Annotated in this window: 26 protein-coding genes and 1 tRNA gene; 18 read left to right on the top strand and 9 right to left on the bottom strand. The window is 64.1% G+C overall.

Annotated elements, in window-relative coordinates; genetic code table 11:
- The first annotated feature begins 78 nt into the window (after positions 1 to 78).
- The 8 genes from AC1RRJ_RS07275 (at position 79) to AC1RRJ_RS07240 (ending at position 6,616) form a co-directional block, all read left to right on the top strand.
- The gene (locus tag AC1RRJ_RS07275) at positions 79 to 3,198 is read left to right on the top strand and encodes an intermembrane phospholipid transport YdbH family protein (RefSeq protein WP_493121080.1); all 3,120 of its coding nucleotides are present in this window, start codon (positions 79 to 81) and stop codon (positions 3,196 to 3,198) included.
- Positions 3,195 to 3,410, top strand: coding sequence for a YnbE family lipoprotein (locus AC1RRJ_RS07270; RefSeq protein WP_493121079.1), 216 nt, complete (start codon positions 3,195 to 3,197; stop codon positions 3,408 to 3,410). The genes AC1RRJ_RS07275 and AC1RRJ_RS07270 overlap by 4 nt, the downstream gene beginning before the upstream one ends.
- A 17-nt stretch (positions 3,411 to 3,427) precedes the next feature.
- Positions 3,428 to 3,829 carry a YdbL family probable chaperone protein gene (locus tag AC1RRJ_RS07265; RefSeq protein WP_493121078.1) on the top strand — a complete coding sequence of 134 codons (402 nt, stop codon included), beginning with the start codon at positions 3,428 to 3,430 and terminating at the stop codon, positions 3,827 to 3,829.
- A gap of 222 nt (positions 3,830 to 4,051) precedes the next feature.
- The gene (locus AC1RRJ_RS07260) at positions 4,052 to 4,372 is read left to right on the top strand and encodes an AtpZ/AtpI family protein (protein ID WP_493121077.1); all 321 of its coding nucleotides are present in this window, start codon (positions 4,052 to 4,054) and stop codon (positions 4,370 to 4,372) included.
- Between the two features lie 69 nt (positions 4,373 to 4,441).
- Positions 4,442 to 5,227 carry a F0F1 ATP synthase subunit A gene (locus tag AC1RRJ_RS07255; protein WP_493121076.1) on the top strand — a complete coding sequence of 262 codons (786 nt, stop codon included), beginning with the start codon at positions 4,442 to 4,444 and terminating at the stop codon, positions 5,225 to 5,227.
- A 40-nt stretch (positions 5,228 to 5,267) separates the two neighbouring features.
- Positions 5,268 to 5,495 carry a F0F1 ATP synthase subunit C gene (locus AC1RRJ_RS07250; protein ID WP_003044110.1) on the top strand — a complete coding sequence of 76 codons (228 nt, stop codon included), beginning with the start codon at positions 5,268 to 5,270 and terminating at the stop codon, positions 5,493 to 5,495.
- An 85-nt stretch (positions 5,496 to 5,580) separates the two neighbouring features.
- Positions 5,581 to 6,081: a F0F1 ATP synthase subunit B family protein gene (locus AC1RRJ_RS07245; RefSeq protein ID WP_493121075.1), complete on the top strand. Its 501-nt coding sequence runs from the start codon at positions 5,581 to 5,583 to the stop codon at positions 6,079 to 6,081.
- Positions 6,074 to 6,616, top strand: a complete 543-nt coding sequence (locus AC1RRJ_RS07240; protein WP_493121074.1) for a F0F1 ATP synthase subunit B family protein — start codon at positions 6,074 to 6,076, stop codon at positions 6,614 to 6,616. The genes AC1RRJ_RS07245 and AC1RRJ_RS07240 overlap by 8 nt, the downstream gene beginning before the upstream one ends.
- A gap of 180 nt (positions 6,617 to 6,796) precedes the next feature.
- Here the strand turns inward: AC1RRJ_RS07240 and AC1RRJ_RS07235 are convergent, their stop codons facing one another.
- Entirely contained in the window at positions 6,797 to 7,096 is a 300-nt protein-coding gene (locus AC1RRJ_RS07235; RefSeq protein WP_493121073.1) for a GIY-YIG nuclease family protein, read from the bottom strand.
- A 98-nt stretch (positions 7,097 to 7,194) separates the two neighbouring features.
- Positions 7,195 to 7,914: an SDR family oxidoreductase gene (locus AC1RRJ_RS07230; RefSeq protein WP_493121072.1), complete on the bottom strand. Its 720-nt coding sequence runs from the start codon at positions 7,912 to 7,914 to the stop codon at positions 7,195 to 7,197.
- Between the two features lie 72 nt (positions 7,915 to 7,986).
- Here AC1RRJ_RS07230 and uvrC point away from each other — a divergent pair, with 72 nt between their 5' ends.
- The 7 genes from uvrC to AC1RRJ_RS07195 all read left to right on the top strand — a co-directional run bounded on the left by uvrC (position 7,987) and on the right by AC1RRJ_RS07195 (position 14,711).
- The gene (gene uvrC, locus AC1RRJ_RS07225; RefSeq protein WP_493121071.1) at positions 7,987 to 9,921 is read left to right on the top strand and encodes an excinuclease ABC subunit UvrC; all 1,935 of its coding nucleotides are present in this window, start codon (positions 7,987 to 7,989) and stop codon (positions 9,919 to 9,921) included.
- A 14-nt stretch (positions 9,922 to 9,935) separates the two neighbouring features.
- Positions 9,936 to 10,328 carry a PaaI family thioesterase gene (locus tag AC1RRJ_RS07220; RefSeq protein WP_493121070.1) on the top strand — a complete coding sequence of 131 codons (393 nt, stop codon included), beginning with the start codon at positions 9,936 to 9,938 and terminating at the stop codon, positions 10,326 to 10,328.
- Positions 10,316 to 11,053: a DNA repair protein RecO gene (gene recO / locus AC1RRJ_RS07215; RefSeq protein WP_493121069.1), complete on the top strand. Its 738-nt coding sequence runs from the start codon at positions 10,316 to 10,318 to the stop codon at positions 11,051 to 11,053. Before AC1RRJ_RS07220 ends, recO begins: the two co-directional genes overlap by 13 nt.
- A gap of 191 nt (positions 11,054 to 11,244) precedes the next feature.
- Positions 11,245 to 12,291 carry a 3-isopropylmalate dehydrogenase gene (gene leuB, locus AC1RRJ_RS07210; RefSeq protein WP_493121068.1) on the top strand — a complete coding sequence of 349 codons (1,047 nt, stop codon included), beginning with the start codon at positions 11,245 to 11,247 and terminating at the stop codon, positions 12,289 to 12,291.
- A gap of 4 nt (positions 12,292 to 12,295) precedes the next feature.
- Positions 12,296 to 13,504: a trans-sulfuration enzyme family protein gene (locus AC1RRJ_RS07205; protein WP_493121067.1), complete on the top strand. Its 1,209-nt coding sequence runs from the start codon at positions 12,296 to 12,298 to the stop codon at positions 13,502 to 13,504.
- Between the two features lie 17 nt (positions 13,505 to 13,521).
- Complete coding sequence (apaG, locus tag AC1RRJ_RS07200) at positions 13,522 to 13,923, top strand: Co2+/Mg2+ efflux protein ApaG (protein WP_493121803.1); 402 nt, start codon at positions 13,522 to 13,524, stop codon at positions 13,921 to 13,923.
- Positions 13,920 to 14,711: a LysR family transcriptional regulator gene (locus AC1RRJ_RS07195; RefSeq protein ID WP_493121066.1), complete on the top strand. Its 792-nt coding sequence runs from the start codon at positions 13,920 to 13,922 to the stop codon at positions 14,709 to 14,711. The genes apaG and AC1RRJ_RS07195 overlap by 4 nt, the downstream gene beginning before the upstream one ends.
- Positions 14,712 to 14,755: 44 nt before the next feature.
- Here the strand turns inward: AC1RRJ_RS07195 and AC1RRJ_RS07190 are convergent, their stop codons facing one another.
- From AC1RRJ_RS07190 to parE, 3 genes are read right to left on the bottom strand one after another with little or no spacing between them, the layout of a single operon-like run.
- Positions 14,756 to 16,069, bottom strand: coding sequence for a serine hydrolase (locus AC1RRJ_RS07190; RefSeq protein ID WP_493121065.1), 1,314 nt, complete (start codon positions 16,067 to 16,069; stop codon positions 14,756 to 14,758).
- Between the two features lie 10 nt (positions 16,070 to 16,079).
- The gene (locus tag AC1RRJ_RS07185) at positions 16,080 to 16,502 is read right to left on the bottom strand and encodes a GFA family protein (RefSeq protein WP_493121064.1); all 423 of its coding nucleotides are present in this window, start codon (positions 16,500 to 16,502) and stop codon (positions 16,080 to 16,082) included.
- A gap of 30 nt (positions 16,503 to 16,532) precedes the next feature.
- A complete protein-coding gene (gene parE, locus AC1RRJ_RS07180; protein ID WP_493121063.1) occupies positions 16,533 to 18,512 on the bottom strand; it encodes a DNA topoisomerase IV subunit B in 1,980 nt (659 codons plus the stop codon).
- Between the two features lie 169 nt (positions 18,513 to 18,681).
- On the opposite strand from parE, the gene AC1RRJ_RS07175 reads away from it, so the two are divergent.
- Positions 18,682 to 19,515, top strand: a complete 834-nt coding sequence (locus tag AC1RRJ_RS07175; protein ID WP_493121062.1) for an outer membrane protein — start codon at positions 18,682 to 18,684, stop codon at positions 19,513 to 19,515.
- Positions 19,516 to 19,574: 59 nt separating this feature from the next.
- On the opposite strand, the gene AC1RRJ_RS07170 is transcribed toward AC1RRJ_RS07175, so the two are convergent.
- On the bottom strand, positions 19,575 to 19,973 hold the full coding sequence (locus AC1RRJ_RS07170) for a PaaI family thioesterase (protein WP_493121061.1): 399 nt from the start codon (positions 19,971 to 19,973) through the stop codon (positions 19,575 to 19,577).
- Positions 19,970 to 20,665, bottom strand: coding sequence for a GcrA family cell cycle regulator (locus AC1RRJ_RS07165; protein WP_493121060.1), 696 nt, complete (start codon positions 20,663 to 20,665; stop codon positions 19,970 to 19,972). The genes AC1RRJ_RS07170 and AC1RRJ_RS07165 overlap by 4 nt, the downstream gene beginning before the upstream one ends.
- A gap of 124 nt (positions 20,666 to 20,789) precedes the next feature.
- On the opposite strand from AC1RRJ_RS07165, the gene AC1RRJ_RS07160 reads away from it, so the two are divergent.
- The gene (locus AC1RRJ_RS07160; RefSeq protein WP_493121059.1) at positions 20,790 to 21,662 is read left to right on the top strand and encodes an ABC transporter permease; all 873 of its coding nucleotides are present in this window, start codon (positions 20,790 to 20,792) and stop codon (positions 21,660 to 21,662) included.
- Between the two features lie 76 nt (positions 21,663 to 21,738).
- Here the strand turns inward: AC1RRJ_RS07160 and hspQ are convergent, their stop codons facing one another.
- Entirely contained in the window at positions 21,739 to 22,128 is a 390-nt protein-coding gene (hspQ, locus tag AC1RRJ_RS07155; protein ID WP_493121058.1) for a heat shock protein HspQ, read from the bottom strand.
- A gap of 190 nt (positions 22,129 to 22,318) precedes the next feature.
- Between hspQ and AC1RRJ_RS07150 the strand changes: the two genes are divergently transcribed.
- The gene (locus AC1RRJ_RS07150; RefSeq protein WP_493121057.1) at positions 22,319 to 22,945 is read left to right on the top strand and encodes a Yip1 family protein; all 627 of its coding nucleotides are present in this window, start codon (positions 22,319 to 22,321) and stop codon (positions 22,943 to 22,945) included.
- 69 nt (positions 22,946 to 23,014) lie between these two features.
- Here AC1RRJ_RS07150 and AC1RRJ_RS07145 read toward each other — a convergent pair.
- A tRNA-Ser gene (locus AC1RRJ_RS07145) sits at positions 23,015 to 23,104 on the bottom strand.
- Positions 23,105 to 23,138: the final 34 nt, after the last annotated feature.

Below are 23,138 nucleotides of genomic sequence, written 5' to 3'. Positions count from 1 at the left end.
TCGCGGCGTACAGGCTGTCGCGGCCATCCCATGATCGACACGCACGAGGCGCCGAAGCCCAGGTGGCGGCACAGAACCATGTTGTTCAGGAAGCGCTGGCTGACCGCCGGTGCGGTTGGTGTGCTCGTTGCGGTTACTTGGCTGGCGCGCGAGCCGATCGCCGATACCTTCATTCGTGATCAGCTCGAGAACCGCAGCGTTCCCGCGCGCTATACAATCGAGGAAATTGGTTTTCGCAGCGAACGGCTGTCGAATATCGTCATCGGCGATCCGGCGGCGCCGGACCTGACCGCCAAGTCGGTGACCGTCACGCTCGGCTATGGCTGGTCGGGGCCCTATGTTTCGGGAATCAGGGCGGACGGCGTGCGGGTTTACGGCCGTTTTACCGACGGGCGCCTGTCCTTTGGTTCGCTTGACAAATTTCGCGACCCGACGAGCAAAGACCCCTTTGCCTTGCCCGACCTCGCCGTGGTGCTGCGCGATGCGCGGGCGCGGGTCGAGACGCCGTGGGGCGATATCGGTGCGGCGCTGAACGGCGGCGGAAATTTGCGCACCGACTTCACCGGCAAGCTCGCGCTCGTCGCGCCGCATGTCGTGGCGGCGGGGTGTCGCGGGGATGGCGTCAGCTTTTATGGCACGGTGCTGGTGCGCGACGTGCGACCGCAGCTGGTCGGACCGCTGCGCGGGGCGAGCCTTGTCTGCGCCAACGGCGCTGTTCGCGCGGCATCGCCGCAGATCGCGCTCGACCTGTCCTTGTCTGAAAATCTGCAAAGCTGGAAGGGGACGGCCGACGCAAGCATCGCGCAGCTGGTCGCCGGGCCGGCGCGGGCCGATCGGCTGGGCGTGCTGGCGCGCTTCGACGGGACCGCAGTGCAAACGAGGATCGCGATCGATGCCGATATGGCGCGGCTGCGGGGCGCCGGTTTCGCGGCCGAAACGGTCAGCCTTGACGCCAGGGGCCTCGTCGGCAGCGGAGCGCCGCGGCTCGATGGCCGGATCCGCTTTGCCCGCGCGAGCGGCAGCGATGCGGTTCGGCGCTCGATTGCGGAAACTACGCGCGGCCTTGGCGGGATGCCGATCGGACCGCTGGCCGCAAAAGCCAGTCTGGCGCTGAGCCGGGTGCTGGCCGACGCCAGCGGGAGCGCCGAATTCGCACTGCTCGGTGAAGGGCCGTCGGCGCGTATCGACCTGATCGCGCCGCAATTGACGAGCGCGAGCGGCGCGCATTTCACCGGCAGCGCCGACAGCCGCGTCGGCTATCTTTATGGCGCGGTACAGCCTGCCGTGCTGGCATCGGGTCGCTGGAGCTTTGGCGGCGGCGACCTTCCGTCGGGGACGATGCGCCTCGACCGGAGTGCCGACGGGGCGGTCACGGGGCTCGCGAGTCTCGAGCCCTATAGTGCCGCGGGTTCGCGCCTGACTTTGGAGCCGGTGCGCTTTTCGGGCAATCGCAACGGGCTTTTGCGCTTTGCGACCTCCGCCGACCTGTCGGGACCGCTCGCCGGCGGACGTGTCGAGCGGCTGCGTGTGCCGCTGAACGGCTTTCTGGCGCCGACGGGCGCACTGGCGCTGAACGGCGGGTGTAGCCGGGTCGCTGCCGAGCGCGTCGAGGTCGCCGGGTTCCGGCTCGCCCGGACCGCGATCGACCTGTGCAGCCGCCCGGGCGCGCCCTTGCTCAGCGCCGGGCCGGGCGGACTGCGCGGCGACATCCGCATAGCCGGGCTCAAGCTGCGCGGGGCCAGCGGAACTTCGCCCTTCGCTTTCGATAGCGGCCCGGCGCAAATCGACCTTGCCGCGATGCGCTGGTCGCTGGCGCGCGCCGACGTCCGGCTGGGAGAAGGCGAGAGCGTGACCCGATTCGCCGCCCAAAGTCTATCGGGCCGCGGGACGGCGCAGGGGATGGCGGGCGACCTCGTCGGCGCGAGCGGGAAGATCGGCGCGGTGCCATTGAACATGAACGAGATCGGCGGGCAATGGCGCTGGGCGGGCGGCGCATTGACGCTCGACGGCGGGCTGGTGCTGACCGATGCCGACCCGGACCCGCGCTTCTTCCCGCTTGTCAGCAAGGATGCGCGGCTGCGCTTCGCAGGCGGGGTGATCGACGCGACGGCGGGGTTCAGCGAACAGAAGACAGGGGCGAAGGTCCTCGACACGGTAATCCGCCACCGGCTGGACGATGCGACGGGCTTTGCCGATCTTTCGGTGAAGGAATTGCGCTTTGGCGATGCGTTCCAGCCCGACAAGCTGACCCGCCTCGCACTCGGCGTCGTCGCCAATGTCCAGGGCGCTGTCGTCGGCGATGGACGTATCGACTGGACCGGTGACGGGGTGACGAGTCGCGGCACCTTTGCCACCGCCGACACCAGCCTCGCTGCAGCCTTCGGCCCGGTGACCGGACTGACGACGACATTGACCTTTGACGACCTGATCAACCTGCGCACCGCGCCGGGGCAGATCGCGCGGATCAAGGAGATTAACCCAGGTATTCCGGTGGTCGACGGGACGATCGAATATCGTCTGCTCGGCGACAACAAGGTTCGGGTCGAAGGCGGCAGCTGGCCCTTTGCCGGCGGGCAATTGCTGCTCCACCCCACGACGCTCGATTTCAACGCCACTGAACCGCGGCGATTGTCGTTCGACATCGTCGGGGTCGATGCCGCGGTGTTCCTGCAGAGCTTCGGGTTCGAGAATATCAACGCGACAGGCGTATTCGACGGGACGCTGCCGGTCGAGTTCGACGGACTGGGCGGACGAATCGTCGAGGGGCGGATCGATTCGCGCGGCAGCGGCGGCACGCTCGCCTATGTCGGTGAATTGTCGAACCGCAATCTCGGCGCGATCGCCAATTTCGCCTTTGGCGCGCTGCGCAGCCTGAAATATGACGATTTGTCGATCATCATGAACGGTGACCTCGACGGCGAAATGATCACCGATATCCGCTTTGGCGGCGTGGGGCAGGGCGAGGGCGCGACGCGCAATTTCCTGACCAACCAGATCGCGAAACTGCCGCTGGTGTTCAACATCAAGATCACCGCGCCTTTCCGCCAGCTTTTGACGTCGGCAAAGGGATTTTACGACCCGGCGATCTTCATCGAACAGAATCTACCGGCCTTGATGCGCGCGCAGGAAGAGGCCGAAGCCGCCAAAAAGGGTGCGGTCGCACCCGTTCAGCCACCAGAAAGCGAGCCCGTGCAATGAAGATGATCAACAAGCAAGCAAGGAGGCAGGCCATCGGTGCGAAATGTCTGGCGATAGTGACGGGAGCGGCGGCTCTGGCCGGCTGCGTCCAGATCAAAACGCCCGACAAGCCGATCGAAATCAACCTGAACATCAACATCAAGCAAGAAATCGTGTACAGGCTGGATGGCGATGCCAAGAAGCTGATCGAGCAGAATAGCGGAATATTCTGACAGGGAATGGAATGGATATGCGTTTGAAACATTGGAAACCCACCGGACTGGCGCTGGCAGCGATTGCGGCCACCGCTGCGGTTGCATTTGCAGTGCCGTCGGCGATGGCGCAGCGCGATCCGGCCTATGCCGCGGCGCGCGCCGACGGGCAGATCGGCGAGCAGCCCGACGGCTATCTGGGCTTTGCCACCAGCCCGACCCCGGCGATCCGGGCACTGGTTCAGGATCTCAACATCAAGCGCAAGGCGGCTTATACCGAGCGCGCGCAGGCAACCGGCAGCACGGTCGAGCAATTCGCCTTCACCAGCGGATGCAACCTGATCGCGCAGACCAAGCCCGGCGAAAAATATCAGGCGCCGGACGGCAGCTGGAAAACCCGCGACGGCAGTCCGCCGGTCCGGGATTCGCGCTGCCCGTAAATATTCGAGTTTCCAAGGGGGGCCTGCGGGTCCTTTTATGCCGCCGCGCCCCTAAACGCGGCGGCATTTTTGCGCGCTGCAGCAAAGACATTGTTGCAGGCATTGACTTAATGGGGCGTCATTCCTAAACGGACCGCGCCTTAGGGGTCTCCCGAATTTTCGGGCCTTTTTTTGCAGGCAGAATCGAAGGCTTTCGGCTCTGTTTCAGGAGGGTGCCACAAGATGACGGGGAACGGCAGCGATCCGGAACCAACTTCGGAGGATTCGCGCCTGGTCTCGCTCGAAGAGCGATTGGACCGGGCCGAAGCCGCAGAAGCGAAACGGACCGCGGTGAACGCCGGGCCGGAATCCGATGCCAATTACCGGCTCGGAAATCGGGTTCTGGCGGAACTGTTGGGCGGTATGATCGGGGGCGGGCTGTTCGGCTGGCTGATCGATCGCATCGCCGGCACGTCGCCCTGGGGTTTGTTGTTGATGTTGTTTCTGGGCATTATCGTTGCCTTTCGGAACATCATCCGCATCGCATCGACGCCCCGTAAGTAACGGGGACGCAAGGTAATTTTTGGACGGGGCGGCCGACAAAGCCGTTCCGCAATGCGCGTGGAGTGAATAGTGGCGGCGGAATCCGGCAAAATCGACCCGATGCACCAGTTCGAGGTGACGCCGCTTGGCGGCGGCTTCAATCTGGGCGGGCACGAAATCCTGTTCACGAACAGTGCGCTGTGGATGGTGATTGCCGCCATCGCACTGGGCATCTTCATGTGGGGCGGCATGCGCCGTCAGCTTGTTCCCGGTCGCTGGCAGGCTGCTGTTGAAGGCTTTACGGGCTTCATCTCGAGCATGATGATGCAGAACATCGGGACCGAAGGGCGCAAATATACGCCTTATGTCTTCTCGCTCTTCATGTTCATCCTGTTTTGCAACCTGCTCGGCATGTTGCCGCTGGGCGTGCTGGGGCTTCACCCCTTCACCGTCACCAGCCACATCGCGATCACCGGCATTCTTGCGCTGATCAGCTTTGCGATCGTCCTCGTCGTCGGTTTCTGGCGCCACAAGCTCCACTTTTTCTCGCTCTTCGTGCCGCACGGCACGCCGCTGCCGATGATCCCGATCATCGCACCGATCGAGTTCGTGTCGTTCATGGTCCGCCCGTTCAGCCTCGGCCTGCGTCTTTTCGTTGCGATGACCGCCGGTCACGTGCTGCTGAAGGTGCTCTCGGGCTTCGTCATCAACGGCTTTAATGCCGAGACGCTGTGGCTCGGCTCGATCGTGTCGGTTTTGAGCTTCATCCTGATGATCGGGATCAGCGCGCTTGAGCTGCTGGTCGCCGGCATCCAGGCCTATGTTTTCGCCCTGTTGACCTCGCTGTACATCAACGACGCGGTCAACCTTCACTAAGTTCGTTTCTTTCAAACGTTTACACCAAGGAGTTATTACAATGGACGCAGAAGCAGCAAAGCTGATCGGTGCTGGTCTCGCCGCAATCGGTGCCGGCATGGCCGCCATCGGCGTGGGCAATGTTTTCGGCAGCTTCCTCGAAAGCGCACTGCGCAACCCGGCCGCCGCTGACGGCCAGCAGGGTCGCCTGTTCATCGGCTTCGCCGCTGCCGAACTTCTCGGCCTGCTGGCATTCGTCGTTGCGATGATCCTGCTTTTCGTCGTCTGATTTCAGACGATTTGGGTGGCGCCGGTCCTTTCGGGGACCGGTTTCACCTTTTGCAGGTTTTTCAAGAATTTAGGGTCCGTCTTTCATGCCCCAGATAGCCCAGCTAACCGCTGACAATTGGTATCTTGCCTCGCAGCTCTTCTGGCTGCTGGTCGTCTTCGCCGGGATTTACCTGGTGATCGGCCGCGGCATGCTGCCCAAAATCGAAGCGACGGTGGACGCCCGCGACCGCAAGGTTGCGGACGATCTGGCGGCAGCAAAAGCAGCGCACGCCGCCGCCGATGCCATCGAAGAAAGCTACCGCCAGCAGAGCGACGCGAGCCGCGCCGCTGCGCAGAAGGCGGTCGCCGAAGCCAAGGACAAGGCCGCAAAGGACGCCGAAAAGCGTCTGGCGAAGGTCGATGCCGAACTTTCGGACAAGCTGACCGCGGCCGAAGCCGATGTCGCCGCAGCGCGCACCTCGGCAATGGCTGAAATCGAATCGGTTGCGGCCGAAGCAGCGGGCGATCTGGTCGCCAAGCTGGCGGGCGTGAAGGTCGGCGCGGCGGATGCCAAGGCGGCGGTAAAGGCGGTGCTCCATGGCTAATTTCGCAATCATCCTCTCGGAGGCAGCGGGCGAAGTCCATGCCGATCCGACCGCGTTCGGGATGGACGCGACGGTCTGGGTCTCGATCGCGATGCTCGCTTTCCTCGGCATCCTGGTCTGGAAGGGTGTTCCGAAAATGATCGGCGCCTCGCTCGACAAGAAGATCGCCGAGATTTCGAAGCAGCTGAACGAAGCCGAACAGCTCCGCCTCGACGCCGAATCGCTGAAGGCGGAATATGAAGCGAAGCTCGCCGATGCCGCTCGCGAAGCCGACGACATGCGCACCCGCGCCGAAGCAGAAGCCGAAACGCTGGTCGCCAAGGCCAAGGCCGACGCCACCGCACTGATCGGACGCCGCAAGCAGATGGCCGAAGACCGCATCGCCGCGGCCGAGGCCACCGCGCTGACCGAAGTCCGCATGGCGACGGCGAAAGCCGCGACCGCAGCTGCCGCGGCGCTGATTGCCGACAAGCATGATGCGTCGTCGGACAAGGCGCTGATCGATCAGGCGATCGCATCGGTTGCCAAGGGCTAAAGCCTTTCGCAACAGTGCCGGAATACAGAGCGCCCGCGGATTTCCGCGGGCGTTTTGCTGTGCGGGTGGGGTTCTCATCGAGCGAGGTCGAGATGCCCTTCGGCGCGGGGGCCGGCACACGACTGATTGCAGACGTTTACTTTCCGTCACCCCGGGCTTGACCCGGGGTCCCGCTTTTTCTCACGCCAGCAAGTCGAACATATCCTGCCAATCAGGGTTGCCGCGCTCGATCAGGTCGAACTTCCATTGGCGCTGCCAGCGTTTGAGGCGCTTTTCATGCTCGATGCAGCGGATCATATCCTCGCCACGCTCCGCCCAGACCAGACGGGTTAGTCCGTAGCGCGCGCAGAAGTCGGAGCCGTCGCCTGAGCGGTGTTGATGGATACGTGCGGAAAGATGGGAGGTCACGCCGACGTACATTGTGCCGCGATAGCGGTCGGCCATGATGTAGACCCAACCGCCCTGCCGTTCGCGTTCCATTGTTTGAGGATCAGGATAGCGGGACCCCGGGTCAAGCCCGGGGTGACGAAGAGAGAGGGGGATTGCTCGCTCCGCGAGCGGCTTTTCTGTCCTTCACCTCAATATTTGATCATAATCCGCCGCGCGAGCGCCGGTGAAATGCTGTGCATCAGTTGCAGCATCCTGGTCTGGCCGACGCTGACCTCGGCCTTGCCCGCCTTGATTCCGCGCACGATCTCGGCGGCGCAGTCCGATGCTGACATCATCTTGCCGCCGCGGCCCGCGGTCAGGCTGGTTGCGACCAGCGGGGGCAGCGCCTCCATCACCTGAACGCCGCTGTCCTTGAGCTGGTAGCGCAGCGCCTGCGTATAGCTGCGCAGCCCCGCCTTGGTCGCGCAATAGATCGGGCCGCCGCCGCGCGGGGCGATCGCGAGGCCCGAGGTGACGTTGACGATCATGCCCTCAGGCTGCGCCATCAGTTGCGGCAACAACCGTGTAGCGAGTGCAATCGGCGCGTAGAGGTTGGTGTCGATGCAGCGCGCCGCGTCGGGCAGCGTGGCTGGGTCGCCGGGCGTATATTCGCTGCCGACTCCGGCATTGTTGACGAGCAGTGCGAGCGGCTTGCCGTGGGCGCCGTTCACCGCCGCGTCGATCCCGGCTTCCTGCGACAAATCGCCGGCGATGGTGCCGAAGCCCAGCGTGGCCATCGCCTGCAATCGTTCGGCCGAACGTCCGGTGACAATGACGTCGGCGCCGCTCGCCTGCAATTGCAACGCGATCTCGCGCCCGATCCCGTCGCTGCCGCCGGTGACCAGCGCGAGCTTTCCGCGAACATCCATAAGACCCCTCCCATGTGTGTTTTACCTCCGACACTATGGCGACGCGCGGCGGCTTCGCCTACATGCAAATTCATGGCCCGCCCCAATGCTCCCGACCGATTCAACGAGGACAAGGCGACCTATGTCATGCGCGGCGGTGAGGGGGAGGGTGACAAGCCCGATCTGGAGCGCGGGGCCGAGGCGATCCGCAGCGTCGTGCGCAAATTGCCCGCGCGCCCGGGGGTTTACCGGATGCTCGATGCGCGCGGTGACGTGCTGTATGTCGGCAAGGCGCGGGCACTCAAAAATCGGGTGACCAATTACACGCAGGTTGCAAAACTGCCGTCGCGACTGCAGCGGATGGTGTCGCAGACGCGCGCGATGGAGATCATCACGACGACGAGCGAGGCCGAGGCGCTGTTGCTCGAGGCGCAACTGATCAAGCGCTATCGCCCGCCGTATAATGTGTTGCTGCGCGACGACAAAAGCTTCCCCTTTATCTTGCTGCGCACCGATCATGATTTTCCTCGGGTGCAGAAGCATCGCGGCGCGCGGCGGGCGAAGGGGCGCTATTATGGACCGTTCGCGAGCGCGGGGTCGGTGGCGCAGACGCTCAACGCGCTGCAAAAGACCTTTTTGCTGCGCAGTTGCACCGACAGCTTCTTTTCGAACCGGTCGCGGCCGTGCCTGCTCTATCAGATCAAGCGGTGCAGCGCGCCGTGCGTCGACCGGATTTCGAAGGAAGATTATGCCGGGCTGGTGAGCGACGCGCAGGACTTCCTCGAGGGGCGCTCGACCGCGGTGCAGAAGCGGCTGGGCGATGCGATGACCAAGGCCGCCGAGGCGATGGATTATGAGCAGGCGGCGGTCATCCGCGACCGGCTGAAGTCACTGACCTTCATCCAGGGTAGTCAGTCGGTGCACGCCGACGGGCTGGGCGACGCCGACGTCTTCGCGCTCGCGGCGAAGGGCGGGCAGCTGTGCGTCGCGGGCTTCTTCATTCGTGGCGGGCAGAACTGGGGGCATCGCAGCTTCTTCCCCGCGCATGTCTCCGGGGTGCCCGAGGCCGAGGTGATGGCAAGCTTCCTGATGCAGTTCTACGAAGGCGTACCGCCGCCGAAACTGATCCTCGTCGACCGCGAGCCTGAGGAGTGTGCCTTGTTGTCCGAGGCGCTGGGCGCGCTGGCCGAACGCAAGGTCGAGATCAGCGTGCCTCAGCGCGGGCATCGCCGGCGTCTGCTCGAGCAAGCGGTCCGCAACGCGGGTGAGGAGCTCGACCGGCGGCTGGCCGAGAGCAGTTCGCAGGCGAAGCTGGGGCGCGAACTCGCCGAGCTGTTCGACCTCGAACAGTCACCGCAACGAATAGAGATCTACGACAACAGCCATATTCAGGGCACCAATGCGCTGGGCGCGATGGTCGTCGCGGGGCCCGAGGGCTGGATCAAGGGCGCGTATCGCAAGTTCAACATCAAACGCGCCGAGACGATGCCCGGCGACGATTTCGCGATGATGCGCGAGGTGTTCCAGCGCCGTTTTGCGCGCGCGCTCGAGGAGGATCCCGAGCGCACCAAGGGAGAGTGGCCCGACCTCGTGCTGATCGATGGCGGCAAGGGGCAGGTGTCGGCGGTGTCGGAGGTGTTCGCCGCGCTGGGGATCGACGATCTGCCCTATGTCGGGGTCGCCAAGGGCCCTGACCGCAACGCCGGGCGCGAGACTTTTTATTATCCCGACGGGCGCGAATTCACGCTGCCGCCGAACAATGCGGTGCTGTTTTATATCCAGCGGCTGCGCGACGAGGCGCACCGCTTCGCGATCGGTGCGCACCGGCAGAAGCGTGCGAAGGCGATGGGAAGCTCACCGCTCGACGAGGTTCCGGGGATCGGGCCGGCGCGCAAGAAGGCGCTGCTGATGCATTTCGGCACCGGGCGGGCTGTGCGCAACGCGAGCCTGGAGGATATGCAAAAAGCGCCGGGTGTAAGCGCCGCGGTCGCACAGGCGGTTTATGATTTTTATCACCCGGAGGGGTGAGGAAAGGGAGAGATATGGATTTCGGAGCCATGATGCCGCTGGCGGGAACGTTGGGCGTGACGATCGATGAGGGCAGCAAGGATCGCGTCGCGGGCCGCATGCCGGTGCGCGCCGACATCTGCACCGCCGGAAATATCGTCCATGGCGGCGCGATCATGGCCTTTGCCGATTGCCTCGGCGCGGTGGGGGCGTTTCTGACGCTGCCCGAGGGCGCGAGCAACACGACGACGATCGAGAGCAAGACCAATTTCCTGGGTGCCGGGCCGGTCGGGTCAATCCTGATCGGCGAGGCGACCCCGGTGAAGATCGGCAAGCGCGTGTCGGTGTGGCAGACGCGCATCCGCACCGAGGATGGCGCCGAAGTCGCGCTGGTGACGCAGACGCAGCTGGTGCTTTGGCCAGCCTGACCGCCCCCGCCCTCGTCTGTGCCGTCCGCATGCACGGCGAGCATGGCGCGATCTTGCGTGCGCTGACCGAAGAGGCTGGGCTGGTCGCGGGCTATGTGCGCGGCGGTCGGTCGCGGCGGTTGCGGCCGATTTTGATGGCGGGCAATCTGATCGCGCTCGAACTGCGCGCGCGGACCGAGGAGCAGCTGGCGGGCGCGACCGCCGAATTGCTGACGAGCCGCGCGCCGTTACTCGCCGAGCCACTGCCCGCGGCGGCGATCGATTGGGTGACCAGCCTGACCGCGGCGACACTGCCCGAAAGCCAGCCCTATCCGTCGCTGTTTCGTACGCTGTCGGCGCTGCTCGATGCGATCGAGGCGGCGGCGGCGGCGCGGCAATGGGCGGCGGCGCTGGCGCGTTATGAACTGTTGTTGCTCGCCGAGCTGGGGTTTGGCCTCGATCTCGACGAATGCGTCGTCACGGGCGCGCGGGTCGATCTGGGGTTCGTCAGCCCCAAGTCGGGCGGCGCGGTGAGTGTGGGCGCGGCGGTGGGTTATGAGGAGCGGTTGTTGCGCCTGCCGCCCTTTTTGCGTGGGGGTGATGGCGATCCGTCGCTGGCCGATGCGCTCGACGGGCTGGCGATTACAGGGCATTTTCTGGAACGGTCGCTGCTCGATGGGCGGGCGCGAGATTTGCTGGGGGTTCGGGCGCGGTTGGTCGATCGGCTGAACCGGGCGGTTGCGTAGGTCGCACTAAACTCACGGCATCGTCACCCCGGACTTGATCCGGGGTCCATCCAGCACCGGAGGAATGGACCCCGGATCAAGTCCGGGGTGACGAACAGGGAAAGGGCGCGCGTACTTGCGCGATCAACAGGGTGGTTGCGCACAACGCCGCCGCTGCCTAAGCGGCTCGCAAGATACGAAAGGGTGAAGCGTTGAAAATCCTGTTGCTGGCCGGAGACGGCATCGGTCCCGAAATCATGGTCGAAGCCGAGAAGGTGCTTGCGGCGCTCGCCCTGCCCGTGACGCTCGATCGCGCATTGGTCGGCGGGGCCGCCTATGCGGCGACCGGCCATCCGCTGCCCCCCGAAACGCTGGACAAGGCCAAGGCCGCCGATGCGATCCTGTTCGGCGCTGCCGGCGATCCGCGTTTCGACAATGTCGAACGCCATCTGCGCCCCGAACAGGCGATCCTGGGCCTGCGCGCCGCGCTGGGGCTGTTCGCCAATCTGCGCCCCGCGAAGATGTTCGCGGGGCTTGAAGACGCCTCGGCACTGCGTCCCGAAGTCGCGTCGGCGATCGACCTGCTGATCGTCCGCGAGCTCAACGGCGACGTTTACTTCGGCGAGAAAGGCACACGCACGACCGCCGATGGCCAACGCGAAGGCTATGACGTCATGGCGTATAGCGAGAGCGAAGTGCGCCGGATCGCGCATGTCGCCTTCCGCGCTGCGCAGGGCCGCAACAAGCGGCTGTGCTCGGTCGACAAGGCCAATGTGCTCGAAACGTCGCAGCTGTGGCGCGACGTGGTGATCGAAGTTTCGGCCGAATATCCCGACGTGGCGCTGACCCATATGTATGTCGACAATGCTGCGATGCAGCTGGTGCGCAACCCAGGCCAGTTCGATGTCGTCGTCACCGGCAATTTGTTCGGCGATATTCTTTCCGATCAAGCGTCGATGTGCGTCGGGTCGATCGGTCTGCTCGCCTCGGCCTCGCTGAGCGAAGGCAAGCAGGGCTTGTACGAGCCGATCCACGGCAGCGCACCCGATATTGCGGGCAACGGCGTCGCCAACCCGCTGGCGATGATATTGTCGCTCGCGATGTTGCTGCGCCATTCGGGCGGCGACGAGGCGAGCGCGGCGCGGATCGAGGCAGCGGTGGCCAAGGTGCTGGCAGACGGGTGCCGCGGCGCCGATCTGGGGGGCAATATGGGAACGACGGCATTGGGCGATGCGGTGGTTTCGGCTTTGAACGGATAAGACGATGAAAAAAACGACGGGTTTTGATCGCGAAACGACGCGCAACTGGCACCCCGCGACGCAGGCGGTGCGCGGCGGAACGTGGCGCAGCGAGCATGGCGAGACGTCGGAAGCGCTCTTCCTGACCTCGGGCTATACCTATGACAGCGCCGAGGAAGTCGCGGCGCGCTTTGCCGGCGAAGAAGCCGGCATGACCTATTCGCGCCTCCAGAACCCGACGGTGGCGATGCTCGAAGAGCGCATTGCGCTGATCGAGGGTGCCGAGGCGTGCCGCACGCAGGCGACCGGCATGGCGGCGATGACCGCCGCGCTGCTGTGTCAGCTGTCGGCGGGCGACCATATCGTCGCAGCGAAGGCGGCGTTCGGGTCGTGCCGCTGGCTGGTCGATCATCTGTGCCCGCGTTTCGGGATCGAAACGACGGTTATCGACGGCCGCGACAATGACGCGTGGGAAAAGGCGATCAAGTCCAACACCAAGGTCTTTTTCTTCGAAACCCCCGCCAACCCGACGATGGACATCGTCGACATGAAGCATGTCTGCGCGCTGGCGAAGGCGCATGGCATCACCAGCGTCGTCGACAACGCCTTTGCGACTGCGGTGCTCCAGCGTCCGATGGATTTCGGCGCAGATGTCGTGGCCTATTCGGCGACCAAGCTGATGGAAGGTCAGGGGCGCGTCCTCGCCGGTGCCGTCTGCGGGACCGAGAAGTTCATCAATGAGGTGCTGTTGCCGTTCCAGCGCAACACCGGGCCGAACCTGTCGCCGTTCAATGCGTGGGTGGTGCACAAGGGGCTCGAGACGCTCGACCTGCGCGCGCGGCGCCAGTCGGAAAATGCGCTGGCGGTCGGCAAGGCGATCGAGGGCCGCGTCGCGCGGATGCTCCACCCGGGGCTGGCCAGCCATCCGCAGCACAATCTGGCGATGAGCCAGATGGAGGCGTGCGGGCCGATCTTTTCCTTCATTCTCGACGGCGGGCGCGAACAGGCGATGCGCTTCCTCAACGGGCTCGAACTCGTCGACATCAGCAACAATATCGGCGACTCGCGCAGCCTGTGCTGCCATCCCGCATCAACGACCCATTATGGCGTCAGCGCCGAAGCGCGCGCCGACATGGGGGTGGTCGAAGGGATGCTGCGGATCAACATCGGGCTCGAGGATCCACGCGATGTGATCGCCGATCTGGAGCAAGCATTGACCAAGGTCGGGCTTTAGGCGAGTCTGGCATGATGATGATCGACTCCTTCTTTCCCTTTGCGGCGACCACGGGGTCGATCACGGTTCGCGTGTCGGTCAGCTATTTGCCCGAACAATCGCATCCGGCGCTCGGCCGCTGGTTCTGGGCCTACCATATACGGATCGAAAATCATGGCGAAGTCGCGGTGCAACTGATCAGCCGCCACTGGCGGATCAGCGACGGACGTGGGCAAATCAGCGAGGTCGAGGGTGAAGGCGTCGTCGGCGAACAGCCGCTGATCGGCCCCGGCGCGTCGTTTGATTATGTGTCGGGTTGCCCGTTGCCGACCCCCGAAGGATCGATGGTCGGCAGCTATGCCATGGAAATGGGTGACGGATCGCAGATGCTCGTCGCCATCCCGCATTTCCCGCTCATCGCGCCGGCGACTGCGTCATGAAGCGCACCCATCTGCCGCTCAACGCCCTGCGCGTGTTCGATGCCGCGGCCCGGCACCTGAGCTTCACGCGTGCCGCCGACGAGCTGGCGGTGACGCCTGCCGCCGTGGGGCAGCAGATTCGTGCGCTCGAGGATATGCTGGGGGTCGTGCTGTTCCGTCGCACGCCCAAGGGGCTGGAACTGACCGGCGAGGCCAATGCCGGGCTCGACGCGCTGCGTCAGGGCTTTTTGCAGTTTGAAGAATCGGTGCGCGCGATGCAGGCAGGGCAATCGTCGCAGTCGCTGACGATCGCCGCGCCGCGCGACCTGACCGCCAAATGGCTGGCGCCGCGCCTTGCGCGCTACAGCCAGCAAGCGCCCGATGTGCGCTTTACTTTGGTGTCGGCTGACAGCGGGATCGATTTCACCGAAGCCAACCTCGACCTTGCGATTTTCTGGTCCGACGGTGCGGGCGAACATGAGGGCGTCGCACTGGCCGACGCCTTGATGGTTACCGTCGCCGGACCGGGCGGTAGCAGTGAGACGCCGATCGCGTGGCCGGGTTGCCCCGTTGCCGAGGGCGAGCCTGCGCTGCGGCTGGGCGATGCCGGGCTGGCGATCGACGCCGCGGCGAACGGGTTGGGGCAGGCGAATGTGCCGGCGATGCTCGCCGAGGCCGATATTGCGTCGGGGCGCGTACGGCAGGTTGGCGACGAATTTGCCGTCAAGCGCGGTTACTGGCTCGTCGCGCCGACGCCGCAGTGGCGGCAGGCGAAGGTCAAGGCGCTGGTGGCGGCGCTGACGGCGTAGGGCGGTTCGCCTCCCTCCATCTTCGCGGGGGCGATGATTTTTCGCTATTTCGCTGCCAGCGCGAGCAGCCGGGTTACCCTCCCGACGAAGTCTTCGGTCGCGACATTGGCTTTCGGATTGTTCCAGCTCGCGGTGACGACATACCATCGGCCATCTGATTTGCGCTGGCCGAGCAGGCTCATCGACAACACGCCATTTTCCGACCCGCCCTTGTAACCAAGATAGCTCCAATCCGTCGCGGCGGCGGGGCCGACGCCATTGTTGATGGCCATCGCCGCCATTGCGGGATCTGAGCCGCGCGCCCGCAGGTCGGCCATCGCACGTGCGATATCGTTCGGGCTGGCGAACCATTCGAGGCTGTCGATGAAGCGCGGGCCGTCGGTGAAGCTGATCCCGTCGACGTTGGCGAGGATCAGGCGGCGCCGGTTGGCGTCGACCAGCTTGCGCTGCGCACGATCGTCGCCCGCGATAAAGGCGGTGCGTTCGGCGGCGAAATTATTGCCCTTGAGCGCGAAGGCCTCGACCGTCGTCAGCAGCGGGATGTTGCGCGAGGGATCGCGGTGCCCGGCGATCCGCATCCTTGCCTCGATCGCCTCGCGCCCGAGCAGGTGGATCAGCGTGTCGGTCGCGCCGTTGTCGCTGACCGAGATCATCCAGTTGGCGAGCGTTTGCAGCGTGACTGGCGTATCTTTTGGCCAGTTTCCGGTTCCCGCCGAGGAGAAACTGAGGTGCGAGAGCGGGACGACATCGCTCCAGCTACGCCGCTGCGTCGCGATCTGCGCCGCAAGCTCGTCGAGGACGTAGAGTTTGAAGGTTGAACCGACCGCGAATTGGGTATCGGGGCTTGCCGGGGCGAGGGGGCGGATCGTTTTGCCGTCGAGTTCGGCGACGAGGAAACCGGTCCGTCCGGGCAGGGCCGCCAGTTCGGCCGCGACCGCAGCGAAGCTGTCGCCGGTCATCGCGAAGCGGGTGAGCTGCAGTCCGATTGCGCGTCCGTCGGTGTCGATGTCGAGGGAGAAGGTCGCGACGCCCTTTTCGAAGCGGAGCTGGATAGTGCCCGAGCGCCCGTTAGCCGAAGTCGTCTTTTCGACCTCCAGCGGACGGCCATATTGGGTGATCAGACTGGTGGAGATCGTTTTGAACTGCGCCTCCGGTATCGCCGTCCGGAATGACGGGGCGAAAAAGTCGGCGAAACTGGTGCGGCCCTCCAGCAGGTCGATCAGTTGCGCGGCGCGACGGTCGAAAGCGGTAGCCGGTGCCGGAACGACTGTTTCAAGGGACCGGGCGAGGACGGCGGAGGCGGGAAGGGCAGCCGTCAGCATCGCGGCGACGGTCAATCCTTTGAGGAGGGATTGCACGGCCCTTTCCTCAATCCCGGGGTGCAAGAGGCGCAGGTTTCGCAGAGGCTGCGTCGCTTGCATCGACACACCACCATTTCGGGCGTCCATCAGGAAAGGCGTGCGCCACGGGCATGAGTTCCTCGCCATTTGGTCTGTCGAAAGCGCCCAGAACCAGCGCGACAACCGGCTGGTCATCGATCGCGCCCAAGGTGCTTCCGCAGGCGGGGCAGAAGGCGCGGCTTGAAACATCCGACGATCGCCATGTGGAGGGAGCGCCGCCGGGCCCCGTCCAGTTCACCTCATCCCGGGAAAACTCGACCCAGGCGACGGTCAAGGCGCCGCTATGCCGCTGGCACATTTTGCAGGAACATGTGTGGGCATTGGCGGCGGTCCCGGCGGCTTCGAATCTGATGCTCCCGCACAGGCATCCGCCGCTATATCCTTTGCTCACCAGAGGTCCCTCTCCGACTTGAAGCCCGTATCAGGCGTCGATCGCCGCCTCGTCCAGCGTCGCGGCATTGGCCTGGATGAACTGGAAGCGGTGTTCGGGGTGCTTGCCCATCAGCCGGTCGACCAGATCCTTGACCAGATGCCGTTCCTCATATTCCTGCGGCAGCGTGACGCGCAGCATCGAGCGCGTCGCCGGGTCCATCGTCGTTTCCTTGAGCTGGTTGGGGTTCATCTCGCCCAGCCCCTTGAAGCGGCCGACATCGACCTTCTTGTTCTTGAACTGTTTTGCTTCAATTTCAGCGCGATGCGCGTCGTCGCGGGCATAGGTTGTCACATTGCCCGAGGTCAGCCGGTAAAGCGGCGGCTGCGCCAGATAGACATGGCCCTTGCGCACGATGTCGGGCATTTCCTGGAAAAAGAAGGTCATCAGCAAGGTTGCGATATGCGCGCCGTCGACGTCGGCGTCGGTCATAATCACGATCTTCTCGTAACGTAGCCGGTCGGCATCGCAATCCTTGCGCATTCCGCAACCGAGCGCGAGCGCGAGGTCGGCGATTTCCTGATTGGCGCGGATCTTGTCGTTGCTGGCGCTTGCGACGTTCAAAATCTTCCCGCGGATCGGCAAGATCGCCTGCGTCTTGCGGTTGCGTGCCTGCTTCGCGCTGCCGCCGGCGCTGTCGCCTTCGACGATAAACAATTCAGTGCCTTCTGGGCCGTCATTCGCACAATCTGTGAGCTTGCCGGGGAGGCGCAGCTTGCGTCCGCTGGTCGCGGTCTTGCGCTTTACTTCGCGCTCGGCCTTGCGCTTCAGCCGCTCGTCCATCCGGTCGAGGACCAAGCCCAGCAGCGCGCGGCCGCGGTCCATATTGTCCGACAGGAAATGGTCGAAATGATCGCGCACCGCATTTTCGGTGAGGCGCGCGGCTTCGGGGCTCGATAACCGGTCCTTGGTCTGGCTCTGGAATTGCGGATCGCGGATGAAGACCGACAGCATCATCTCGCCGCCATTGAAGACATCCTCGGGGGTGATCTGCGCGGCCTTTTTCTGGCCGATCAGCTCGCCAAAGCCGCGCAATCCCTTGGTCAGCGCAGCACGCAAGCCCGCTTCGTGGGTGCCGCCGGCGGGGGTCGGGATGGTGTTGCAATACCAGCTGTACGAGCCGTCGGACCAGAGCGGCCAGGCGATCGCCCATTCGGCGCGGCCCTGATCGCCCGGGAAATCCTGACGCCCGACGAAGGGCTCGGCTGTCGCGCATTCGCGGGTGCCGATCTGTTCCTTCAAATGGTCGGCGAGGCCGCCGGGGAACTGGAACACCGCCTCGGTCGGGGTGTCGTCGCCAATCAGCTCGGCGGCACATTTCCAGCGGATTTCGACGCCCGCGAACAAATAGGCCTTTGATCGCGCCATGCGATAGAGGCGCTGCGGCTTGAACCGCCCATGGTCGCCGAAGATTTCGGGGTCGGGAATGAAGGAGACGCTCGTGCCGCGGCGGTTCGGCGTCGGACCGAGTTCCTCGAGCCCGCCCAGTGGGGTGCCCTGGGAAAAACGCTGACGGTACAGCAGCTTGTTGCGCGCAACTTCGATCACAGTTTCAATCGACAGCGCGTTGACGACGCTGACGCCGACGCCGTGGAGGCCGCCCGAGGTCGCATAGGCCTTGCCCTCGAACTTGCCGCCCGAATGGAGCATGGTCATGATGACCTCGAGCGCCGACTTGCCCGGGAATTTCGGATGCGGGTCGACCGGCATGCCGCGGCCATTGTCGATAACGGTCAGGCGATTGCCGACGTCTAGGATCACTTCGATGCGGCTGGCGTGACCCGCAACCGCTTCGTCCATGCTGTTGTCGATAACCTCGGCGGCAAGGTGATGGAGCGCGCGCTCGTCGGTGCCGCCGATATACATGCCGGGGCGACGACGGACCGGTTCCAGCCCTTCAAGCACCTCGATCTGCGAGGCGTTATAGCTTTCGGTGATGGGCGCGTTGCCGTCGAACAAATCGTGACTCATGCGCCAGCTATAGGGGGCGGGAAAGGTCGCTGGCAAGCGGGGTTTCAGACCCTATTGCGCGTCTCGCGCGAAGCTCGGTTCATCGCATTTATGCCGCAGGGAGGAACTTTGAAATGACGGGGCGGGTTTCTACTCTGGGTGCAAAGCCCTAAAAAAGTGGAGAATAAAAATGAAACTCGCCTCTCTCCTTGCCGCTTCGGCGGCAACCATGCTGGCTGTGCCGGCAATGGCCCAAGACGATCATGACCGTTCGCAGGATTTCAATGGACCCTATGTCGCTATCGGCGGCGGCGGCACGTTGCAAGGCAGCGACCGCGGCGAAACACTGGTCTTCGACACCAACCGGGACGGAACCTATGGCGACCCGGTCAATACAGCCGGGGGCGCCGACGCCTTTGCGCCGGGCTTCTGCAACGGTGCTGCAACCGGCACCGCCAATGTCGGATGCCGCAACGACAAGGACGGCCCGGAGTATTTCGCACGCGCCGGCTATGACAAGCGCATGGGAAATTTCGTCCTCGGCGCCGTGATCGAAGGCGGACGCAGCGAAGCGCGCGATAGCGTCAGCGGCTTTTCGAGCACCCCGGCGAGCTATACGATGAGCCGCGAGGCCGATTGGCAGGCCAGCGCGCGCCTGCGGGCCGGTTACACGCCGGGCGGCGGCGCACTCTTCTATGTCACCGGCGGTCCGGCCTATGCGCGGCTCAACAACAAGTTCGTTACGACCAATACCGCGAACAGCTTCAGCGACAATGGCAAGACCAATGGCTGGGGTTATGCTGCGGGTGGCGGCGCCGAGATCATGGTGACGAAGAAAGTCTCGATCGGGCTCGAATATCTCTACACCGACGTCAAGGACGATGATTATGTCGTTAATGTCGGTGCAGGAACCGCACCCCCGACCAATCCGTTCCTGCTCAATGGCGGCGGGACCGATATTCAGCGCAGCAGCGCCAATATGCGCACACACAGTGTGCGCGGCACGGTCGGCTTTCGCTTCTGAAATATCCCGTGAGGGAAAAGGGGAGGCGCCGGACCCGAAGGTCCGGCGCCTTTTCCTTGCTAGCGGCCAGCTGGTATCGCGAAGATCGCGAAATTGCCGTTGGCGCTCCCGACGAGCCGGTCGTGCTGGAAAAGGCGCGCGTCGATGTTCGCGATTCGCTTGCCCTGATGCAGAACGGTCGCGTCGCAGGTCAGCAGACCTTCGCTAACGCCAACATGATAGTTGAACTTGATCTCCAGCGTTGCACATACCAGCCCGCCCTCGAGCGTGCTCATCAGCGCGCCGCCCATTGTGGTATCGGCGAGCGAATAGGCGACGCCGCCATGGGCGACGCCATTCGGGTTAAAATGACGCTTGGCTTCGATGTCGATCGCCATCCGGCAACGTCCGTCGCCGCGTTCGATCATCTGAAGGCCGAGCGCGCGTGCGAACTCGAAATCCTGTCCGAAAGGCCTCACCGAACGCGCGGACCACCAAAGGGCGGCGGCGGGGGCGGACGGCGCGTACCACGCGGCAGCTGCGCCTGATAGGCGCGGCCGCAATGTTCGACGCAATAGGGGAAGCCCGGGTTCACGGCAACGCCGCAGAAATGGAAGTCGGGTTCGCCCGGATGCCCCATCGGCCAGCGGCAGATGCGGTCGTTAAGGTCGAGCAGGCTCGTCTTGTTGGCCATTTCCGGGCTCGGCTTCGCGGGCACCATGCGGCGCGGCGGTGCGGGCGGAATCGGCGCTTGCTGATCGCCGGGACCCTGACGGATGAAGCCGCCGGGGCCGATCGAAACGATCCGCGGAGTGTCGGGGCGCGGCGGTGCAGCCTCGGCGGGCGCAGCGTCGTCCGTTGATGCATCTGTGGCGGGACGCGGAGCAGGTGCCATCGTTGGCGCGACCGGGCGAGGGGCAACAGCCGCCGCAACGCGCGGCGCGGGCGATGGCGAGACTGGCTTCGGCGCGGCGGGTGCGGCCTTGACGGCAGGCTTTGCCTTTTCGGCGGCCTTGACAGGCGAGGGGCGCGATTTCAGCCCGAGCCGGTGCGCCTTGCCGATCACCGCATTGCGGCTGACCCCACCGAGTTCGTCGGCGATCTGGCTGGCGGTCAGGCCTTTTTCCCACATGGTGCGCAGGCTTTCGATGCGCTCATCGGTCCATGACATGCTTCAATTCCTTATCATTTCACGCCGCAGGCGGTCATCAAGATCCTCAGGGCGACCCTTTGCGGGTCCGCGTCGTCATTGCCCAGCTTGCGGTAATATCGGGGAGGCGATAGGCGAGAACGCTATGAACGACCAGCCCCAAATTTCGAACCCCGACTCCAGCGATTTCGCCGCACCCCCGCGCTTTGCGGAACCCGGCGTACCGCACATCCGGACACTGAACGTGCCGGGCATGCAGGCCCTATATGTCAAGGAGGTGCGGCGCTTTTTCAAGGTCCAGCTGCAAACTATCTGGGCCCCCGCCATCACGACCCTTTTGTTCCTCGTTATTTTCACCGTCGCACTGGGCGGCGCGGGACGCACGGTGATCGGCGTGCCCTTCGCCGATTTCATCGCGCCGGGACTGATCATGATGGCGATGCTCCAGAATAGTTTCGCCAATTCCAGCTTTTCACTGCTGGTCGGCAAGATTCAGGGGACGATCGTCGATTATCTGATGCCGCCGCTCGCGGTGGGCGAGCTGATGATCGCGCTGGTGGGCGCTGCGATCACGCGCGCACTCCTTGTCGGTGCGGCGCTGTGGCTCGCCATGCTGCTGTGGCCCGGCGTGCATGTGACGCCCGCGCATCTGTGGGCAGTGGCTCTCTTTGGCGTCCTCGGAGCCGCGATGCTCGGCTTCCTGGGGCTGATCACCTCGATCTGGGCGGAGAAATTCGATCATGCCGCAGCGGTGACCAACTTCATCGTTACCCCGCTGGCGCTGCTTTCGGGTACTTTTTACTCGGTCGACCGGCTCGCGCCCTGGTTCCAGACGGTCGCACATGCGAACCCGGTCTATTATGCGATCATGGGTTTTCGCTATGGCTTCATCGGCACTGTCGATTCAACGATCGCCAATCCCGTGGCGACCGCAGCGCTGGCTTTGGTCGCGGTCAATATCGCGCTTGGCCTGGTGACCTATCGCCTGCTCGTGTCGGGATGGAAGCTGAAGGCCTGACGCGTTGCGCCGTTGCGCTCTGTCGGCGCTTCTTGCTGCCACCTCCCCATGGCATCGCGACAGGGAGGATTAAAATCTAGTGCCGGTGAATGGCGCGGACGCGGTAGCGGCCGTCGCCCAGCCCGTCGAACATCGCCTCGACCTGCGGATGATCGATCGGCCCGCCATCGGGGTCGACGACCAGATTCTGCTGGCTGACATAGGCGATATAGGACGAATCGTCGTTTTCGGCGAACAGGTGGTAATAGGGCTGTTCCTTCGCCGGACGGATATCCTCCGGGATCGCCTCATACCATTCGTCGCTGTTCGCAAAGACCGGATCGACGTCGAATACGACCCCGCGAAAATCGAACATGCGGTGCCGCACGATATCGCCCGGCGCGAAACGCGCGCGCTCGATCAGCGGTGCGGTGACGGCTTTCGACGGGATCGAGTCCCCAAAATCGGGTGTGGACTTTGTGTTCATATACTCAATTTATGGCTGTTTATATTTGTTTCAAGCCCGTTACACTCGGGCGTCCGGATGACAAGCCGAATCCGGCTGTGATGCAGATTACTGAGCTGTTGGCCGTTTGGGCTAGCCTGCCCTTGCGACCTCTACCCGATCCGGGTCGGGATCGGGACCGTCTTGATTGGCAACAAGGGAAGGGCATCTGATGAGCGAAACTCCGTCGAGCAACCCCACGCCGCCGGCAACTCCGGCATCCGGCGTTATCGAGCGCGCCAAGAATATCATCGTCAAACCGAAAGAGACCTGGGCCGCGATCGACACCGAGCCGGCGACGGCGCAATCAATCTATGTGCCTTATGTCGTGCTGCTTGCGGCGATCGGTCCGATTGCGCAGCTTATAGGCGGGCAGGCCTTTGGCTATGGCGCCTTTGGGGTGACCTTCCGCCCATCGCTGGGTTCCGCGTTGGTATCGGCTGTTCTGTCCTACGGGCTGGCGCTGGCAAGCGTCTTCGTCCTTTCGCTGATCATCGACGCGCTCGCGCCGAACTTCGGCGGGCAAAAGAATCCGATTCAGGCGCTGAAGGTTGCGGCTTATTCCGCGACGGCGGGGTGGCTTGCCGGCATATTCGGGCTCATCCCGGCGCTGGCTATCCTCGGCATATTGGGCCTTTATGGCCTTTATCTTCTCTATCTCGGGCTGCCGGTACTGATGAAGGTGCCGGAAGATAAAGCGGCGGGCTACACGATAGTCGTGGTCATCGCCGCAGTGGTGATTTTCCTGATTGTCGGCGTGATCGTCGCCAGCCTGGCGGCGCCCCTGGCGTTTATGTAAGGGGGCGGAGCCGTCCCGGAGTGATCCGGGACGGCGTGCCGTCTATCCATCGGTCGAAAATGGAAAAACTGGAGGAGAGTGAGGGATTCGAACCCTCGGTACCGTTGCCGGCACTTCGCATTTCGAGTGCGACGCTTTCGACCACTCAGCCAACTCTCCTCGCTGAGGCTGACGCCCCTAGCGGGGGTCTGAA

This window comes from Sphingopyxis sp. GW821-FHT12C06 (assembly GCF_058807415.1).
This window is presented reverse-complemented; position numbering and strand designations above follow the sequence as displayed.

Bases quoted from the DNA above. Each gene is read 5' to 3' on its own strand.
- AC1RRJ_RS07205 (WP_493121067.1), top strand. From the start codon at position 12,296: ATGAAAAAAACGACGGGTTTTGATCGCGAAACGACGCGCAACTGGCAC.
- AC1RRJ_RS07220 (WP_493121070.1), top strand. From the start codon at position 9,936: ATGGATTTCGGAGCCATGATGCCGCTGGCGGGAACGTTGGGCGTGACG.
- AC1RRJ_RS07270 (WP_493121079.1), top strand. From the start codon at position 3,195: ATGAAGATGATCAACAAGCAAGCAAGGAGGCAGGCCATCGGTGCGAAA.
- AC1RRJ_RS07150 (WP_493121057.1), top strand. From the start codon at position 22,319: ATGAGCGAAACTCCGTCGAGCAACCCCACGCCGCCGGCAACTCCGGCA.
- AC1RRJ_RS07240 (WP_493121074.1), top strand. From the start codon at position 6,074: ATGGCTAATTTCGCAATCATCCTCTCGGAGGCAGCGGGCGAAGTCCAT.
- apaG (WP_493121803.1), top strand. From the start codon at position 13,522: ATGATCGACTCCTTCTTTCCCTTTGCGGCGACCACGGGGTCGATCACG.
- AC1RRJ_RS07175 (WP_493121062.1), top strand. From the start codon at position 18,682: ATGAAACTCGCCTCTCTCCTTGCCGCTTCGGCGGCAACCATGCTGGCT.
- AC1RRJ_RS07275 (WP_493121080.1), top strand. From the start codon at position 79: ATGTTGTTCAGGAAGCGCTGGCTGACCGCCGGTGCGGTTGGTGTGCTC.
- AC1RRJ_RS07260 (WP_493121077.1), top strand. From the start codon at position 4,052: ATGACGGGGAACGGCAGCGATCCGGAACCAACTTCGGAGGATTCGCGC.
- parE (WP_493121063.1), bottom strand. From the start codon at position 18,512: ATGAGTCACGATTTGTTCGACGGCAACGCGCCCATCACCGAAAGCTAT.
- AC1RRJ_RS07195 (WP_493121066.1), top strand. From the start codon at position 13,920: ATGAAGCGCACCCATCTGCCGCTCAACGCCCTGCGCGTGTTCGATGCC.
- uvrC (WP_493121071.1), top strand. From the start codon at position 7,987: ATGGCCCGCCCCAATGCTCCCGACCGATTCAACGAGGACAAGGCGACC.
- AC1RRJ_RS07265 (WP_493121078.1), top strand. From the start codon at position 3,428: ATGCGTTTGAAACATTGGAAACCCACCGGACTGGCGCTGGCAGCGATT.
- AC1RRJ_RS07230 (WP_493121072.1), bottom strand. From the start codon at position 7,914: ATGGATGTTCGCGGAAAGCTCGCGCTGGTCACCGGCGGCAGCGACGGG.
- AC1RRJ_RS07165 (WP_493121060.1), bottom strand. From the start codon at position 20,665: ATGTCATGGACCGATGAGCGCATCGAAAGCCTGCGCACCATGTGGGAA.
- AC1RRJ_RS07235 (WP_493121073.1), bottom strand. From the start codon at position 7,096: ATGGAACGCGAACGGCAGGGCGGTTGGGTCTACATCATGGCCGACCGC.
- AC1RRJ_RS07245 (WP_493121075.1), top strand. From the start codon at position 5,581: ATGCCCCAGATAGCCCAGCTAACCGCTGACAATTGGTATCTTGCCTCG.
- hspQ (WP_493121058.1), bottom strand. From the start codon at position 22,128: ATGAACACAAAGTCCACACCCGATTTTGGGGACTCGATCCCGTCGAAA.
- AC1RRJ_RS07160 (WP_493121059.1), top strand. From the start codon at position 20,790: ATGAACGACCAGCCCCAAATTTCGAACCCCGACTCCAGCGATTTCGCC.
- AC1RRJ_RS07250 (WP_003044110.1), top strand. From the start codon at position 5,268: ATGGACGCAGAAGCAGCAAAGCTGATCGGTGCTGGTCTCGCCGCAATC.